Source organism: Pseudacidovorax sp. (assembly GCF_017991995.1).
Lineage (GTDB): Bacteria > Pseudomonadota > Gammaproteobacteria > Burkholderiales > Burkholderiaceae_C > Xenophilus.
The window spans coordinates 51,861-67,415 of the sequence record NZ_JAGOPN010000021.1; the positions used below are offsets into that span (position 1 = coordinate 51,861).

The 15,555-nt window shown below is 70.9% G+C and carries 16 protein-coding genes; 14 read left to right on the forward strand and 2 right to left on the reverse strand.

Translation table 11 applies throughout. From position 1 onward, the window contains the following. Positions 1-46: 46 nt before the first annotated feature. Together KBC94_RS24000 and KBC94_RS24005 are read right to left on the reverse strand one after the other, a co-directional pair. Positions 47-829 (reverse strand): ABC transporter permease, encoded by a 783-nt coding sequence (locus tag KBC94_RS24000; RefSeq protein ID WP_294376253.1) that lies wholly within the window; start codon positions 827-829, stop codon positions 47-49. A 2-nt stretch (positions 830-831) separates the two neighbouring features. Continuing rightward, positions 832-1,605: an ABC transporter ATP-binding protein gene (locus tag KBC94_RS24005; RefSeq protein ID WP_294376256.1), complete on the reverse strand. Its 774-nt coding sequence runs from the start codon at positions 1,603-1,605 to the stop codon at positions 832-834. Between the two features lie 213 nt (positions 1,606-1,818). On the opposite strand from KBC94_RS24005, the gene KBC94_RS24010 reads away from it, so the two are divergent. From KBC94_RS24010 to KBC94_RS24075, 14 genes are all read left to right on the forward strand, one after another. Beyond that, complete coding sequence (locus KBC94_RS24010) at positions 1,819-2,976, forward strand: M24 family metallopeptidase (protein WP_294376258.1); 1,158 nt, start codon at positions 1,819-1,821, stop codon at positions 2,974-2,976. A gap of 8 nt (positions 2,977-2,984) precedes the next feature. Beyond that, the gene (locus tag KBC94_RS24015; protein ID WP_294376261.1) at positions 2,985-4,301 is read left to right on the forward strand and encodes an amidohydrolase family protein; all 1,317 of its coding nucleotides are present in this window, start codon (positions 2,985-2,987) and stop codon (positions 4,299-4,301) included. A gap of 44 nt (positions 4,302-4,345) precedes the next feature. Further along, positions 4,346-5,761 (forward strand): amidohydrolase family protein, encoded by a 1,416-nt coding sequence (locus KBC94_RS24020; RefSeq protein ID WP_294376264.1) that lies wholly within the window; start codon positions 4,346-4,348, stop codon positions 5,759-5,761. A gap of 112 nt (positions 5,762-5,873) precedes the next feature. Beyond that, the gene (locus KBC94_RS24025) at positions 5,874-6,923 is read left to right on the forward strand and encodes a LacI family DNA-binding transcriptional regulator (protein WP_294376266.1); all 1,050 of its coding nucleotides are present in this window, start codon (positions 5,874-5,876) and stop codon (positions 6,921-6,923) included. Between the two features lie 34 nt (positions 6,924-6,957). Then, entirely contained in the window at positions 6,958-7,869 is a 912-nt protein-coding gene (locus tag KBC94_RS24030; protein ID WP_294376269.1) for an ABC transporter substrate-binding protein, read from the forward strand. A gap of 135 nt (positions 7,870-8,004) precedes the next feature. Continuing rightward, positions 8,005-8,787, forward strand: a complete 783-nt coding sequence (locus KBC94_RS24035; RefSeq protein ID WP_294376271.1) for a DNA-binding transcriptional regulator — start codon at positions 8,005-8,007, stop codon at positions 8,785-8,787. Positions 8,788-8,876: 89 nt separating this feature from the next. Beyond that, positions 8,877-9,836 carry a tripartite tricarboxylate transporter substrate binding protein gene (locus KBC94_RS24040; protein WP_294376275.1) on the forward strand — a complete coding sequence of 320 codons (960 nt, stop codon included), beginning with the start codon at positions 8,877-8,879 and terminating at the stop codon, positions 9,834-9,836. 3 nt (positions 9,837-9,839) lie between these two features. Continuing rightward, positions 9,840-10,781, forward strand: coding sequence for an amidohydrolase (locus KBC94_RS24045; RefSeq protein WP_294376277.1), 942 nt, complete (start codon positions 9,840-9,842; stop codon positions 10,779-10,781). Continuing rightward, positions 10,778-11,419 carry a flavin reductase family protein gene (locus KBC94_RS24050; protein ID WP_294376278.1) on the forward strand — a complete coding sequence of 214 codons (642 nt, stop codon included), beginning with the start codon at positions 10,778-10,780 and terminating at the stop codon, positions 11,417-11,419. Before KBC94_RS24045 ends, KBC94_RS24050 begins: the two co-directional genes overlap by 4 nt. Further along, a complete protein-coding gene (locus KBC94_RS24055) occupies positions 11,416-12,192 on the forward strand; it encodes an aldolase/citrate lyase family protein (protein WP_294376280.1) in 777 nt (258 codons plus the stop codon). The genes KBC94_RS24050 and KBC94_RS24055 overlap by 4 nt, the downstream gene beginning before the upstream one ends. Next, entirely contained in the window at positions 12,189-13,034 is an 846-nt protein-coding gene (locus KBC94_RS24060; RefSeq protein ID WP_294376283.1) for a hypothetical protein, read from the forward strand. Before KBC94_RS24055 ends, KBC94_RS24060 begins: the two co-directional genes overlap by 4 nt. Next, the gene (locus KBC94_RS24065; protein WP_294376286.1) at positions 13,034-14,053 is read left to right on the forward strand and encodes a 2-dehydropantoate 2-reductase; all 1,020 of its coding nucleotides are present in this window, start codon (positions 13,034-13,036) and stop codon (positions 14,051-14,053) included. Before KBC94_RS24060 ends, KBC94_RS24065 begins: the two co-directional genes overlap by 1 nt. Before the next feature lie 15 nt (positions 14,054-14,068). Beyond that, a complete protein-coding gene (locus KBC94_RS24070) occupies positions 14,069-14,938 on the forward strand; it encodes a fumarate hydratase (protein WP_294376291.1) in 870 nt (289 codons plus the stop codon). Then, positions 14,875-15,534 carry a fumarate hydratase C-terminal domain-containing protein gene (locus tag KBC94_RS24075; protein ID WP_294376468.1) on the forward strand — a complete coding sequence of 220 codons (660 nt, stop codon included), beginning with the start codon at positions 14,875-14,877 and terminating at the stop codon, positions 15,532-15,534. The genes KBC94_RS24070 and KBC94_RS24075 overlap by 64 nt, the downstream gene beginning before the upstream one ends. Positions 15,535-15,555 lie beyond the last annotated feature (21 nt).

Consider the following 15,555-nt stretch of genomic DNA (forward strand, 5'->3'; position numbering starts at 1 on the left):
CGGTTCAAGAGTGGGATCGGGTGCATGCAGCGCGGGCAAGGCGGGGTCAGACGCTGGGCGGCGTCCGGCGTGCCTTCTCGGAGGGGTCCCAGAACAGCACGCGCCGGCGCAGCATCTTGATCAGGCGGTTGAGCACCAGGCCGATCACCGACAGCAGCAGCAGCACCGAGAACTGGCCCGCCACGTCCATGTTGAAGCTCATGGTCTGGATCAGCGTGCCCAGCCCCGCTTCGGCGCCCACGAACTCCGCCACGATCACGCCGATGAGCGACAGCACCACGGCCAGCTCCAGTCCGGCGATGACGAAGGGCAGGGCGCCGGGCAAGCGCAGGTGCCGGAAGACCTGCCAGGGCGAGGCGCCCAGCGACAGCATGAGGCTGACCCGGTCCTCGTCGGCCGAGCGCAGGCCGGCGATGGTGTTCACCATGAGCGGGAAGAAGCAGATGATGGCGGCGCTGAACACCTTGGACTGCATGCCCAGGCCCAGCCAGAGCGCGAAGATGGGCGCGAGCGCCACCTTGGGCATGGACTGGAACATGATGATGTAGGGATACATCAGCATGTCCACGGAGCGGTAGGTGGCGATCAGCGTGCCCAGCAGCAGGCCCAGGCCGGTGCCGATGACGAAGCCCAGCAGCGTCTCCAGCAGCGTGACGGCGCCATGGCGCAGGTACATGCCCGATGCCAGGCCGCGCACCAGCGCGGCGAACACCTCGCTGGGCGAGGGCAGCACGTAGTTGGGCACCGCGCCCAGGCGGCACACCGCCTCCCACAGCAGGAGCGTGCACAGGAACAGCGCGATCACCATGGCCAGTTGTCGTCGGGTCATCATCAGTCCACGCCTCCGCGCAGGTTGAACAGCGCACGGATGTGCGCCACATGGGCCCCGAATTCCGGCGAGGCCATCACCTCCAGGCCCCGCGGCCGGGGCAGGTCGATGCGGATGTCGTCGATGAGCCGGCCCGGGCGCGGCGACATCACCAGCACGCGGTCGGCCAGGTACACCGCCTCGGCGATCGAGTGGGTGATGAGCAGCACCGTCTTGCGCCGCTCCAGCCAGATGCGCTGCAGCTCGACATTCATGTGCTCGCGCGTCATGGCGTCCAGGGCGCCGAAGGGCTCGTCCATGAGCAGCAGGGTGGGGTCGTTGACCAGCGCACGGGCCAGGGCCGCGCGCTGTTGCATGCCGCCCGACAGCTCCCACGGATAGCGGGACTCGAAATCGGCCAGGCCGACCAGCGCCAGCAACTCGCGCGCCACGGCGGCATGCCGGGCGGGATCGAGTCGCAGGATCTGTGCCGGCAGCAGCACGTTCTGCAGCACCGTGCGCCAGGGAAAGAGCACCGGCGACTGGAAGACGATGCCGATGTCCTTGCGCGGCCCGCGCACGGGCTCGCCGCGGATGGCCACGCTGCCCTCGGAGTAGGGCTGCAGGCCGCCCACGGTCTTGAGCAGGGTGGACTTGCCGCAGCCCGAGGGCCCCACCACCGCGACGAAGGCGCCTTCCTCGACCCTCACGTCGAAGGATTGCAGGGCGACCAGCGCCTCGCCCCCGTTGGTGTAGCGCTTGGTGAGCGCCCGGATCTCGATGGCGGGGCGGTTCATGGCAGGCCCGCCCTGCGGCTGATGCGCGTCGAAAGGATCACGTTCATTCCTTGGTGGCTGCAACCGGTTGCATTTGCAGGGAATCGTGCCGCACCTCGTCTACCCTGTCAAACGATTTGTGTCCGATGCGCATTCGCTTGCGCCTTGCCGCGAGCTTTGCATATGATCATGCAACCGGTTGCATTTACGCCGGGCATTTCTCTGGAGGTTTCCATGAGCATCGAAGGACTGCCGCGCTTCAGCGACGGCGAAATGGCGCGGCGCCTGGCGGCCGTGCGTGGGCTGGCGCAAGAGCGTGGCGTGCGCGCCCTGCTGCTGTTCGGCCACAGCGGTTCACGCCGCCACTACCAGGCGGACATCCACTACGTGACCGAAGTGGCGCCCTTTCACGAGGCCTACTGCCTGGTGCCGGTGGAGGGCGAGCCGGTGCTCTGGGTCACGCACCACAACCACTTCGCCACCGCGCGGGACCTGTCGCGCATCGCCGACGTGCGCCGAGGCACCCGCGACGCGCCGGCCGTGATCGCAGCGGAGCTGCGCAGCCGTGGCCTGGCGGATGCCGCCCTCGGGCTGGTCGGACCCATGTTCCATCAGGAGCACACGCGCCTGCTGGGGCTGGTACCCGATGCGCAATGGACCGACCTGAGCATGCCTTTCAAGCGCCTGCGCATCCGCAAGAGCGAGGAGGAGCTGGCCTGGCAACGTGTGGCCGCGGCCGGCTGCGACCGGGTGATGGCGGCCCTGCATGCCGCCATCCGCCCCGGTGTGGAGGAGCGCGAACTGCTGGTGCTGAGTGAACAGGTGGCCTGGCAGTTCGGCTGCCAGCCCAACTTCCTCTACCTCAACAGCACGCCCATGGCGGCCTCGGAAAGCTGCGTGCCCAACCAGATCCTGTCGCGGCGCAAGCTGCAGATGGGCGACGTGATCAACACCGAGCTCACGGTGAGCTACGGCATGTATTCGGCCCAGCTGCTGCGGCCCTTCTTCCTGGGCGAGCCCACCTCGCAGTACGCGCACCTGTACGGCGTGCTCAAGACCGCGCACGACGCGTTGGCCGAGGCCATGAAGCCGGGCGTCACCCTGGACGAGCTGCGCGAGGTGTCGCTGAGCATCCGCGACGCGGGCTACACCACCGTGGACGGGCTGCTGCACGGTTTCGGCGTCGACATACTGCCGCCGGCGCTCGGCCCCAACTTTGCGCCGCCGCATGTGCCCTACACCCTGGAGCCGGGCGTAACCATCGTGCTGCAGCCCAACCCGACCACTGCCGACGAGAAGGTGGGCATGCAGCTGGGGCAGATGGGCCTGATCACACCCGAGGGCTATGTCTCCATGCATGCGTCGCCGTCCGAAGTGACCGTGTGCGGCTGAGGCAACGCATGGCGACCCTCATCCATGGCGGCCATGTCGTCACGATGAATGCGGCGCGGGAGGTGTTTCCCGGCGGCTTCGTGCTCATCGGCGACGACGGCCGCATCGCATCGACCGGGCCGCAGGCCGGCATCCCGCAGGGCTTCCACGGCGTGCAACTTGACGCCACCGGCATGATCGTGCTGCCCGGCCTCGTGGACGCCGGTCACCGGCCGTGGGAGCATCTGCTGATGGGCTGGTCCGGGGCCGCCGATCCGGCCCGCTGTGCTGCAGCCGCTTCGGCGCTGCAGGACGAGGAGGTACGCGTCGCCGCCCACCTGGCCGCGGCCGAGCTGGCCGCCGGCGGCGTGACCACCGTGCTGCACCATGTTCCCGGCGCCGCGACGGCAGCGCGGCTGGCCGCGGCCATCGAGGCCTTCGACACGCACGGCTTGCGGCAGGTGGCTTGCGTCGATGTCGCTGCCACTGGCGTCGATCGGGTCGAGGGCGCCTGTGCGCAGGCATCCGGCCCCTTGCTTCGCATCGCCCTGTCGGTACTGAGCGATCCTGTGTCCATCTGCACCGGCGCGGCGGACGAGGCCCGACTGGTCCGCGCCGCCACCCTGGCCGCCCGCCACGGCCTGCGGCTGTTCACGCAGCCCGGAGGCAGTGCCGACGATGCGCAATGGCAGGCGGCCCACCGCCGTCTGGGCCGAAGCGCCATCACGCACCTGATGGAGCTGGGCCTGCTGGATTCGCGCTGGTTGATCGGGGACGTGGACCGCCTCGGCCCGGCCGACCTGATGCTGATGCTGGAGTCCGGCTGCATGGGCGTGGCGCAGCCGCTGTCGGACGCCGTGCGGGGCCGCGCCCACACGCGCTGGACGACGCTGCTGCGCCTCGGGGGGCACTTCGCCATCGGCACCGGCGGCCCTGCTGCAAGCTGCACGGTGGACATGGTCGAGGAGATGAAGGCGCTGGTCATGCTCCAGAACACACTGAACCTCGATCCGACCTCGATGTCCGCCGAGGCGGCCCTGGAGGCGGCCACACTGGATGGTGCGCGCGCTCTCGGCCTGGCGGACGAGATCGGCTCGCTGGAGCCCGGCAAGCAGGGCGATGTGGTCGTCTTCGACATGCGTGCGCCGCATTTCCAGGTCTCGCACAAGCCGATCTCCACCTTCGTCTGCTGCGGCCGTGCGCGCGACGCCCACGCCGTGTTCGTGGCAGGCCGCTGCATCCACGCCGACGGCGCGCCGTCGCGGCACGACGATCGGGCGCTGGCCGAGGCCGGCCTGGCGTGCCGCACGGCCCTGCATGCCCGGCTTCGCGCGGTGGCGGCATGACGCCCTCCGCGAGCCCGAACCCCGCACCGATCCAAGGAGCCGCGATGCGCACCCTTTTCGCCAATGCCTGCGTGATCACCGGCGCCGAGGCCGGTGACATCCACCCGCAGGGTTTCGTCCTGGTGGAGGGCAGCCGCATCGCGGCCGTCGGTCCCATGGCAGCGCTGCCCGCCATGCCGGGAGGCACGCGCATCGTGGACGCCTGCGGCAGATTCCTGACGCCAGGGCTGATCAACATGCATCAGCACCTGCACATGAACCTGCTCAAGGGTCTGGCGGACGGGATGCTGCTCGAACCCTGGGCCCGCGACTTCAGTGCCCACAGCCGACGCGCCATGCGCCGCCCGGCGGTGCGCAACTCGGCACGGCTGGCCGCGCTGGAGATGCTGCGCACCGGCACCACCTGCGTGCTCAACCACCAGTCGCCCTTTCCATGGCCCGAGCTCACGCATGACGCGGCCGAGGCCATGACCCAGGCCGGACTGCGTCAGGTGCTGGCCATCCCTTTCCAGTGCCGCACGCCCAAGCTGCCCGAGCATCCCTGGGACGAAGCGGAGGCCACCCGGCAGATCGGCCGCCTCGTGGAGTTGCTCGACGGCGGCGCGCACGGCATGACCCGCACGGCCCTGACCGTCGAATGCAATGCCCACCATACCGAGATGGGCCGCAGCTCCGACAGCCTGGTGCGCGCGGGCCATGCGCTGGCCCAGGCGCTCGACCTGCGCGTGGCGGTTCACATGTCCGGCGGCACGCTGTCGATGCGCATGGGCTTCACCAAGTACCGGCGTCAGACCGGCCGCAGCGACGTCGAATACCTGGAGCAGTTGGGGGTGCTCGACCATCGCTGGATCCTCAAGCACGGCATCCACTTCAGCGACGAGGACCTGCACAAGGTGGCCCGGCGCGGCGCCTCGGTCGTGTACACGCCGACCTCCGAGTCCATCCGCGGCGGTGGCCTGGGGCCGTGGCGCGCCATGCACGAGGCCGGCATCTGCTGCGCGCTCGGCACCGACGGCCCGGCCGTCGACTACAGCGTCGACATGGTCGAGCAGATCAAGGCCTGCTGCTTCCTGCAGGCCGTGCGCTACGGCGACCGCGATGCCGTCACGCCGCGCCAGGCGCTCGCCATGGCGACGCTGGGTGCGGCACGGGCGCTGGGGTTGGCGCACAAGATCGGCTCGCTGGAGCCCGGCAAGCGCGCGGACCTCGTGCTCTTCGATCGCAGCCGCGCCCACCTGCAGATGATCGAGGACCCGCTCACCGCCTTCGTGCGCGGCTGCCGGGGCGCCGACGCCACGCTGGTGATGGTCGACGGCCGCATCGCGATGCAGGACGGTCACTTTCCGCAGGTGCCCGATGCCGACGCCGTGATGGCCGCGGCACGGGCCGATGCCGCGCAACTGCTGGACGAGGCGGGCTTCGAACGCCTCGCGCAGCCCCGCTGGCCCGTGCGCGGCTGATCGGTGCCGCACCAGGAGAAATGCATGTCCAGGACGCACTCGCCTTCGCTGTCGCCAACCCCCTTCCAGAGGGGCCGGACCCCGCCATGCCCCTTGTATGATCCGCCGCTCCATGACAGTGCCGCCCCCCGCGCCCGCCACATTGCGGCAAGTCGCCAAGCATGCGGGCGTCCATCTCTCCACGGTGTCGCGGGCCCTCGATCCCGAGCGGCGCCACCTCATCAGCCGCGACATCGTGGCCAAGGTGGAGGCTGCGGCCAAGGAGCTGGGTTGGCGCCCCAACCGCGCAGCCGCCTCGCTGCGCAAGGGCCGGTCGATGGTCATCGGCGTGCTCGTGCCCGACATGACCAACCTCGTCACCGCCCAGATCATGCAGGGCGTGGAAGCCGCCATCGTCCCGCGCGGCTTCTTCCCCCTGGTGGTCAGCATGAATGCCGTGCCTTCGGGCAAGGCGATGGTCGAGCGGCTGCTGTGGCAGCGGGTGGACGGCGTGGTGGTGGCGACGCTGGACGACGAGTTGCTCGCTGCCCTGGCCAAGGCTGGCCTGCCCGCCGTGCTTACCTCGCGGGCCGATCCCGATGGACGCTTCAGCGCCGTGCATGGCGACCGCGAACGGGCCGCCAGCCTGGCCATCGACCATCTGCATGCGCTGGGGCATCGGCGCATCGCGCTGCTGGCCACGCCGCAGAACACGCCGCTGGGCGTCGAACGGCTGCGCTTTGCGACGGCGGCCCTGGCTCGTCATGGGCTCGAACCCCAAGCCGTGGCCGTGGCCGATGGCACGGGCCGCGATGCCGGCCTGAAGGCGATGCAGCAGCGGCTGGCCGGGCACGGCCCGCAGGCGCGCCCGCCCTTCACGGCTGTGTGCGCGGCCAACGACCTGCTGGCGCTGGGTGCCTACGAGGCCGCGCGCCAGGCGGGCCTGCTGGTGCCGCAGCACCTGTCGGTGGTGGGCCAGAACGACATGCTGATGGCCGACCTGGTGAGTCCGCCGCTGACCACCGTGCGCATGCAGCATCTGGAGATGGGGCGGCAGGCCGGCACCCTGATGATCGAGGAGATCGAGGCGCGCGCCGCAGCCGAGGCACCGCGGCCCCCGCGCGTGATCGTGTTCCAGCCGGAGCTGGTGGTGCGCCAGTCCACCGGCGCTGCCGACGCCTGAGGCGCGCTGCCGCGCTTTGTGCAACGAGGTGCGCATGACCGCGTACCCACTGCGCCTCCTGGCCTTCGACGGCGCCTTCAACCTGCCGATCTGGATCGGCCAGTCGCGTGGACTTTTCGCCGGCCGCGGGCTCGTCGTCTCGCTGGCCTACACGCCGAACTCCCGCTTCCTGGTGCAGGCGCTGATGAACGGTGAGGCCGACATCGGCCTGTGCGGCTTCGACAACATCGCCGCCTACCAGCTCGGCCAGGGCGAGGCCGAGCTGCCCGAGCGGCCGGACCTGCGGGCCTTCATGGGCGGCGATGGCGGCTTCCTGTCGCTGGTGGCGCGGCCCGGAATCACGTCGCTGCAGGCCCTGGCCGGCTGCACGCTGTCGGTGGACGCGCTCACCACGGGCTTCGCCTTCGTGCTGCGCGACATGCTGGCGCAGGCGGGCCTGTCCGAGCAAGGGGTGCGCATCGTGAGCGCCGGCGGCACGGCCACGCGCTACCAGCAGCTGCTGGCCGGGTCGCACGACGCCACGCTGCTGCGCGCGCCCTACGAGCGGCTGGCGGCCGCGCAGGGCTTGCGCATCCTGGCCCATGCGGGGCCGCTCATCGGCCCGTACATGGGCACCGTGGGGGCCGCCCGCCAGCGCTGGCTGGACGCCCATGCCGCACAGGCCCGGGCCTTCATGCAGGCCTACCGCGAGGCCGTGGACTGGCTGCATGTGCCCGCGCATCGGCCCAAGGCCTGCGGCGAGCTCATGGCGCGCCACGAAGGGCTGGACGCGGCGACCGCGGCCTGCGTGCTCGACGATCTTCTTGCCAGCGACGGCGGGCTCCAGCGTGATCTGGCACTGGAACCGCATCGTCTGCGGGGCGTTCTCGCCATCCGGGCCCGGCATACCGGCCTGGCGGACATCCCGGAGCCGACGAACTTCGTGGCATCGGTCATGCCGCGATAGGGTGGCCTCGCCCGGGCGCGGGCGGCAAGCAGGCGGTGCGGCGACTGTCCGGGACAGCGTGGCGCCGCAAGGGTCAGCGCCTGCGAGCGATCGCTTCTTGGAGGACCTTCCTAGAATCGCCCGCCGTCCCGCCCCATGCCCTCTGCCCCGCCCATCAACGTCGTCGTCCGTGCCCTGGCGTTGCTGCAGGCGCTCAACCGCCAGCCTGTCTCCACGCTGGACGTGCTGCACCGGCAGACCGGCATTCCCAAGCCCAGCATCGTGCGGCTGCTGCAGACCCTGCAGGCCGCGGGCTTCGTGCGCCATGCGCCGCAATACGGCGCCTACTACCTCACCGCCGAGGTGGCCTCGCTCGCGAGCGGCTATCACAGTGAGCCGCGCATCGTCGAGGCGTCCTCGGCCATCGCCGACGGGCTGACGGCCGAGCTGAAATGGCCGGTCTCGGTGGCGGTGCATGACGGCGATGCAATGGTGGTGCGCTACAGCACCATTCCGCAGTCGCCGCTGTCCTTCTTCCATTCCACGATCAACATGCGCCTGAGCCTGCTCACGCAGGCGCTGGGCCGGGCCTACCTGGCCTTCGCCGATGCGCAGGAGCAGCAGGCCCTGATCGAGCTGCTCGCTCGCACGCCGCATCCCGAAGAACGCGAGGGGGGCGACGCCGAGGCCATCCGCGCCATGCTCGACGAGACCCGCGCACGCGGCTACGCGCTGCGCGATCCGCGGGTGCGGCCGGAGTCCTCCACCGTGGCGGTGCCGATCTTCGAGGGCCCGCGCGTTGTGGCCACCATCGGGCTGACGTGGTTCTCCTCCGCGCTCACGTCCGCGCAGGCCGTGGAGCGCTTCGTGCCGCCACTGCAGCAGGCCGCGACGGCCATCGCCCAGGCGCTGGAAGCGCTGGCACCCTCGCGGCGCTGACTTTCCGCGTCACGGAAAGTCCGCAATGGCCGCTTGGTCGGCGGGGCAGGGCTGCGCATGATCGCGGCATTCCAACGGAGACACGCATGATGAAACGACGCCTTGCCATGGCGCTGCTGGCCTGCGCCACCGCGCTGCCGGCCCTGGCTGCGGACTGGCCTGCCAAGCCGATCACCCTGATCGTTCCCTTCCCGGCCGGCGGCAGCACCGACGCGCTGGCCCGGCTCATCGGCCAGCGCCTGTCGGAGAAGCTGGGCCAGCCGGTGGTGGTCGACAACCGCGCCGGTGCCGGCGGCAACCTGGGCACCGACATGGTGGCCAAGGCCGCGCCCGATGGCTACACGCTCGCGCTCTCGACCTCGGGCCCGTTGGCCAACAACAAGTACCTCTACAAGAACCTGCGCTTCGACCCGCAGAAGGACCTGACGCCGGTGATCGCCATTGGCGAGATCCCGATGGGCATTGCGGCGAGCCCCGCACTCAAGGTCGATTCGCTGGCCGCGCTGCTGGAGCGGGCCCGCAACCAGCCCGGCAAGGTGAGCATCGCCAACCCGGGCAACGGCACCATCGGCCACCTCACGGCGGAGCTGCTCAAGAGCCAGGCGAAGGTCGAGGCGCTGGGCGTGCCCTACAAGGGCGACACGCCGGCCATCACCGACACCGTGGGCGGCAACGTCGATGCGGTGTCCATGCCCATCACCTCGCTGGTGCCGCAGATCCAGGCCGGCAAGCTCAAGGGCCTGGCTGTCACCTCGCGCCAGCGCTTCGCGGGCCTGCCGCAGGTGCCCACGGCCATCGAGCAGGGCATTCCCGTCGAGGCGACCGTCTGGATGGCCATCGTGGGACCCAAGGGGCTGCCCGAGGCCGTGGTGGCGCGCCTGAACGCCGAGATCAATGCCGTGATCGCCACGCCCGAGGCGCGCGCCCGGCTGGAGCAGTACGGCGCCGCGCCCATCGGCGGCAGCCCGCAGCAGCTGGTGCAGCTGATGGCCAGCGACAGCGCCAAGTGGAAGAAGGTCATCGAAGCCACCAACATCACCCTGGACTGACCCATGAGCGACACCCGCCCCCTGCTGTTCGATGCGCATGCCCACCTGGTGGCCGACGACCAGCAGCGCTATCCGCGCAACCCCATGCAACGCGCCGCCGATGCGCCCTACCGACCGCCGGGCGTGATCGGCCGCCCCGGCGGCCACCACGGCCCGAACCCCATCAACGAGGTGCCCGACGTCTCGCGCATGCGTGTGTGGATGAAGGAGGAGAACGTGGACGGCGCCGTCGCGGTGCAGAAGCGCATGGTCTACCGCTACGACAACAGCTACATCCTGGACTCGTCGGACGCGCATCCCGAGATCTTCTCCGCCGTGGTGATCCTCGATGCCGAGGACCCGGGCACGCCGGACCTGGTGCGCCGCTATGTTCGCGAGCACGACCTGGTGGGCCTGCGCCTCTTCGGTGGCCGCAAGCCGGACGGCAGCATGCCCTGGCTCGATTCACCCAACGCGCTCAAGAGCTGGGAGGCCGTGGACGAGGCCGGCATCGTCATGGACCTGGAAGTGCTGGCCCAGGGCGGCGGCGGCCCGGCCGTGCCCGCGCTGCTGGCGCTGGCCGAGCGCTACCGCAACGTACGCATCGTGCTGGACCACCTGCTGGAGCCCGAGCTGCACGACGGCCCGCATTTCGGCATGGACGCGCGCTGGGAGCAGCTGGCCGCCTGCGAGCGCATCTCCTTCAAGTTCACCTCCATCAACCTCGATCACTGCCGCGAGGAAGGCTTTCCCGCCAACCGGGTGCTGCGGCGCGCGGTGGACCTGTTCGGCGCCGAGCGGGTGATGTGGGGCTCGGACATCGGCACCTCGTCGGGCACCTACCAGGACATGGTCCAGCGCATGATCGACGCGTCGGACCTGCTCACGCCGGCCGAGCAGCGGGCCGTGTGGCACGACACCGGCCGCCGCGTGTTCGCCAAGGGCGGCGTCAGGGCGCACGCGTGAACGACCACGAGGAAGTCGCTGCCGGCGGCCTGGACACGGCCACCGCCTACCGCCTGATCTGCGGCATCGTGGTGCCGCGGCCGGTGGCCTGGATCACCACGGTGGACCGCGACGGGCGCGTCAATGCCGCGCCCTTCAGCTCCTACAACTACGTGGCCCACAGCCCGCCGATGGTCGCCGTCAACATCGGCACGCGCCAAGGCACGCTGAAGGACACGGCCCGCAACATCCGCGACAGCGGCTTCTTCTGCGTCAACGTGGCCACCGAGGAGGTGATGGAGACACTGCACCAGTGCGGCGCCGACTATCCGCCCGAGGTCGGCGAGCCCGAGGCCCTGGGCATCGCGCTGCTGCCCGGCGTGCACACGCCGGTGCCGCGCATCGCCGCCTCGCCCATCCACATGGAATGCCGGCTGGACCAGTTCGTCACGTTGGGCCGCGGGCTCAACACGCTCTACATCGGCGAGGTGCTGAGTTTCCACCTGTCGCGCACGGTCTACGACGGGCGCAATGTCGACAGCCAGCGCCTGCGCCCCATCGCGCGGCTCGGCGGCCCGTACTACGCGGCGCTGGGCCAGACCTTCCACCGCCCGGCGCTGCAGCGGCCGCCGGGCGAACCTGCCGGAGACACCCCATGACGCGCCCACTGCTTCCCACCGGTGATGACTGGCATGTCGGCACCTTCGTCAAGACCACCTCGCCGCAGTGCGTGGAGATTCTGGGCGGCACCGGCCTGGACTTCGCGGTGCTCGATGCCGAGCATGCGCCCTTCGACCGCGCGGCGCTGGACCTCGCGCTCATGGCGGGCCGAAGCTGCGGGCTGCCGCTGTTCGTGCGCGTGCTGGAGCGCACGGCCGCCGGCCTGCTCTCGGTGCTGGACATGGGCGCGGCCGGCGTGCTGGTGCCGCATGTGGACACGGCCGCCGACGCGCGCGAGGTGGTCGCCCATTGCCGCTACGTGGGCGGCGACCGCGGCTATTCCAGCTCGCCGCGCGCTGCCGGCTATGGCGCCCTGGGCATGAAGGAGGCCATCTGGCAGGGCGACCGCAGCGTGGTGCTGGCCCAGATCGAGAGCGTGGAGGCGGTGCGCAATGCCGCGGCCATCGCCGCCGTCGACGGCGTGGCCGGGCTCTTCATCGGGCGCGCCGACCTGGCGCTGTCGATGGGCCTGGACAGCGCCCAGGCGCCGGAGGTGGCCGAGGCCACCGAGCAGGTCATCCGCGACGGTCTGGCCGCCGGCAAGCTGGTCGGCATGTTCGTCGGCAGCCAGGCCGAGCGCGAGCGCTACCGCGCCCTCGGCGTGCGCTGGTTCATCCATGGCTCCGACCAGGGGCTGCTGCGCCAGGCGGCGCAGGCCATCGCCCGGCCCGCCGCGCCGGCTTCTTCCTCCTCTTCGAAGGTGACTGCATGAGCACTTCCACGATCCGACCCGCCTCCGTCGCCCGCCACCATGACGAGCCGCCCGCGCACGAGGCCGACGGCGCCCGCACCTGGGTGGGCCGCGGCGCCAACTTCATCGTGGCCGTGAGTGAGGTCCAGGCCGGTGCGACGCTGGCGCGCCGCGATCAGCCCGACGAATACTTCGTCTTCCTGCCCGATGCCGGCGCCACCATCCACGCGGGCGACGCCAGCATCGAGGCCGGCGCCGAGTCCGTGACCATCGTGCCGCCCGGCGACAGCCGGGTGGTGATGAAGGCCACCGGGCAGGTGGTCCGTGTCTTCTCCCACCGGGCGGCCGACCTGCTGGCGCTGGCCGGCAACGCGGCCGACTATGCCCAGCCCACGCCCGAGGTGGCGCCGCTCGTGCCCTGGCCCACGCCGGCGGACGGCTTCCGGCTGCGGCACTATCCGCTGGCGCAGCACACGCAGGCCGACAGCAACATGCGCATCTTCCGCAGCACCAACCTGATGGTGAACGTGATGACGCCGCGCATGGTGGCCCGCGACGTGCGCAAGCTGAGCCCCCATTCGCATGCGGACTTCGAGCAGGGCTCGCTGGCGATCCGTGGCGACTGGGTGCACCACATGCGCTATCCCTGGACGGCCGACATGAACGACTGGCGCGAGGACGAGGCCATCCGCGTCGGCAGCCCCTCGCTCACGGTGATCCCGCCCAAGGTGATTCACACCAGCCGCAACACCAACGACGGCGGCGCCTGGCTGCTGGACATCTTCGCCCCGCCGCGCATGGACTTCGCCGGCAAGCCGGGCAAGGTGGCCAACGAGCACGACTATCCGCTGCCCACGGCGTGATGAGCAGGCCTGTGGCGGACGAAGCGCAGGAGCCGGCGGCCCCGCGCATCTGCGTGGTCGGCGCCGGTGCCATCGGCGGCTGGCTGGCCGCGCGGCTGGCGCTGGCTGGCGAAAAGGTCAGTGTGCTGGCGCGCGGCGCCACGCTGCAGGTCCTGCAGCGACAGGGCCTGGAACTGCGCAGTCAGGGCGAGCGCCATGTCGTGCCGGTGCGCGCGGCCGAGGCGCCCGAGGCCCTGGGCCCGCAGGACATCGTGCTGCTGACCGTCAAGGCGCCCGCGCTGCCGGCCCTCGCACCGCGGCTCGCGCCCTTGCTGCATCCCGGCACGCTGGTGTTGAGCGCTGCCAACGGACTGCCCTGGTGGTACTTCCTGGCCGGCGGCCGCAGCTGTGCGGGCCTGCGGCTGCGCAGCGTCGACCCTGACGCGCGCATCGAAGCCGCGCTGCCGCTGCCCCAGTTGCTGGGCCTGAGCGTCTTCGCGGCCTGCCATTGCCCCGCGCCCGGCGTGGTGCAGCACGACAGCGGCGGCCGGCTGCTGCTGGGCGAGCCAGCCGGCGGCGACAGCACGCGTGTGCAGCTGTTGGCGCAGCGGCTCAAGGGCGCTGGCCTCGACGCCCAGGTGAGCGGAGACATCCGCCGCGACATCTGGCTCAAGCTGCTGGGCAATGCCTGCTTCAACCCGGTGAGCCTGCTCGCCGGTGCGCATACCGACGACATGATCGACACGCCCGAACTGCACGCCCTGTTCGTGCGGATGATGGACGAGTTGCTGGGCATCGGCGGGCGCATCGGCCTGGCGCTGGACATCGAGCCGGCGCGGCGCATCGCGCAGGCGCGGGCGCTGGGCCACATCAAGACCTCGATGCTGCAGGACTTCGAGGCCGGCCGGCCGGTGGAGATCGGCGCCATCCTCGGCGCGGTGCTGGAATGCGCCGCCGCGGTGGCGATGCCGCTGCCGGCCCTGGCCACTATCCACGGGCTGGCCAAGCTGCGCGCGCAGAGCAGCGGCGTCGCCGCCTGAAAGAAGGAGGCGGACATGCCCATCACCAGCGAGCAGGTGGCCCAGGTCGTGGCCGACCTCTACGAATGGTCCCTCAAGAAGGTGCCCAACGACACCCAGGCGGCCCTGCGCGAGGCCGTGCCGCGCGAGGGCAACGACACCGGCCGCAAGACGCTCACCATCATGCTCAAGTCCGCCGAGGCGGCGGAGCGCACCGGTGGCCTGGTGTGCTCGGATGTGGGCATTCCCACCTACAGCATCAAGATCGGCACCCGCGTGCGCTTCGAGGGGCCGGTGCGGCAAGCCATCGTGGAAGGCTTTGCGCGCATGGCCGCGCGCAGCGATCCGCCCATCCTCAAGATGGTGACCAACCCGCTCACGCACGAGCGCAGCCATGCGGGCAAGGACATGCCCATCGTCACCTTCGACCTGCTGGACGAGGCCGACTACGTGGACATCACCTGCGCGCCCAAGGCCATGGGCACCGGCCGGTGGGAGGCGCTGGACACCTTCGTCTACCCCTCGCTGGAGACCATCGAGAACTACGTGCTCGACACGGTGGTGCGCGCCGGCTCGCAGCCCTGCCCGCCCATCGTCGTGGGCGTGGGCATCGGCGGCACCTTCGACCATGCGGCCCGCATCGCCAAGGAGGCGGTGCTGCGCCCCTTCGGCCAGACCAATCCGGAGCCCACGCTGGCCGCCATGGAAGGCCGCCTGCTCGCCGCCATCAACCGCCTGGGCTTCGGCCCCATGGGCACGGGCGGCGACACCACGGCCATGGCGGTGCACATCAACTACGCGGCCTCGCACGGCTTCGTGCCGGTGGCCGTGAGCCTGAACTGCTGGATCAACCGCCGCACGCGTGCGCGCCTGCATGCGGACGGCCGCGTGGAGCGCATCGAATGAAGGCGCTGCGACTGCCCCTCGAGCGCGCCGAGGCCGAGGCCCTGGCGGTGGGCGACCTGGTCACCGTCAGCGGCCAGGTCACCATGTCCATCGGCCTGCCCACGCACCAGCGCATGGTGGACCACCTGGCGCGCGGCGAGCCGCTGCCGGTGGACCTGCGCGGCGGCGCCTTCTTCCACCTGAGCTGCTTCAACCGCGAGCGGGCGGACGGGCAGGGCCACGAGGCGCTGTACCTCAACCCGACCACCAGCACCCGCTACAGCCCCTACATGCCGGCCCTCATCGAAGGTGCCGGCCTGCGGCTGGTGGGCGGCAAGGGCGGGCTGGATGCGGCCAGCGTGCAGGCGCTGCAGCGCCAGGGCTGCGTCTACCTGTCCTTCCTGGGCGGCGGCTGCACGCTGCTGTCGCAGGCCATCCGTCGGGTCGTCGCCGTGCACTGGACCGACTACATCGCCCAGTTCCGCCTGCTGACGCTGGAGGTCGAGGACCTGGGCCCGGCCACCGTGGCCATCGATGCCCACGGCCGCAGCGTGTATGCCGACCTGCGCCAGCAGGCCGAGCAGCGGCTGCAAGACCTACGCGCCGCGCGCGCCTGAGTGCCGGCCGGCGCGGCTGCC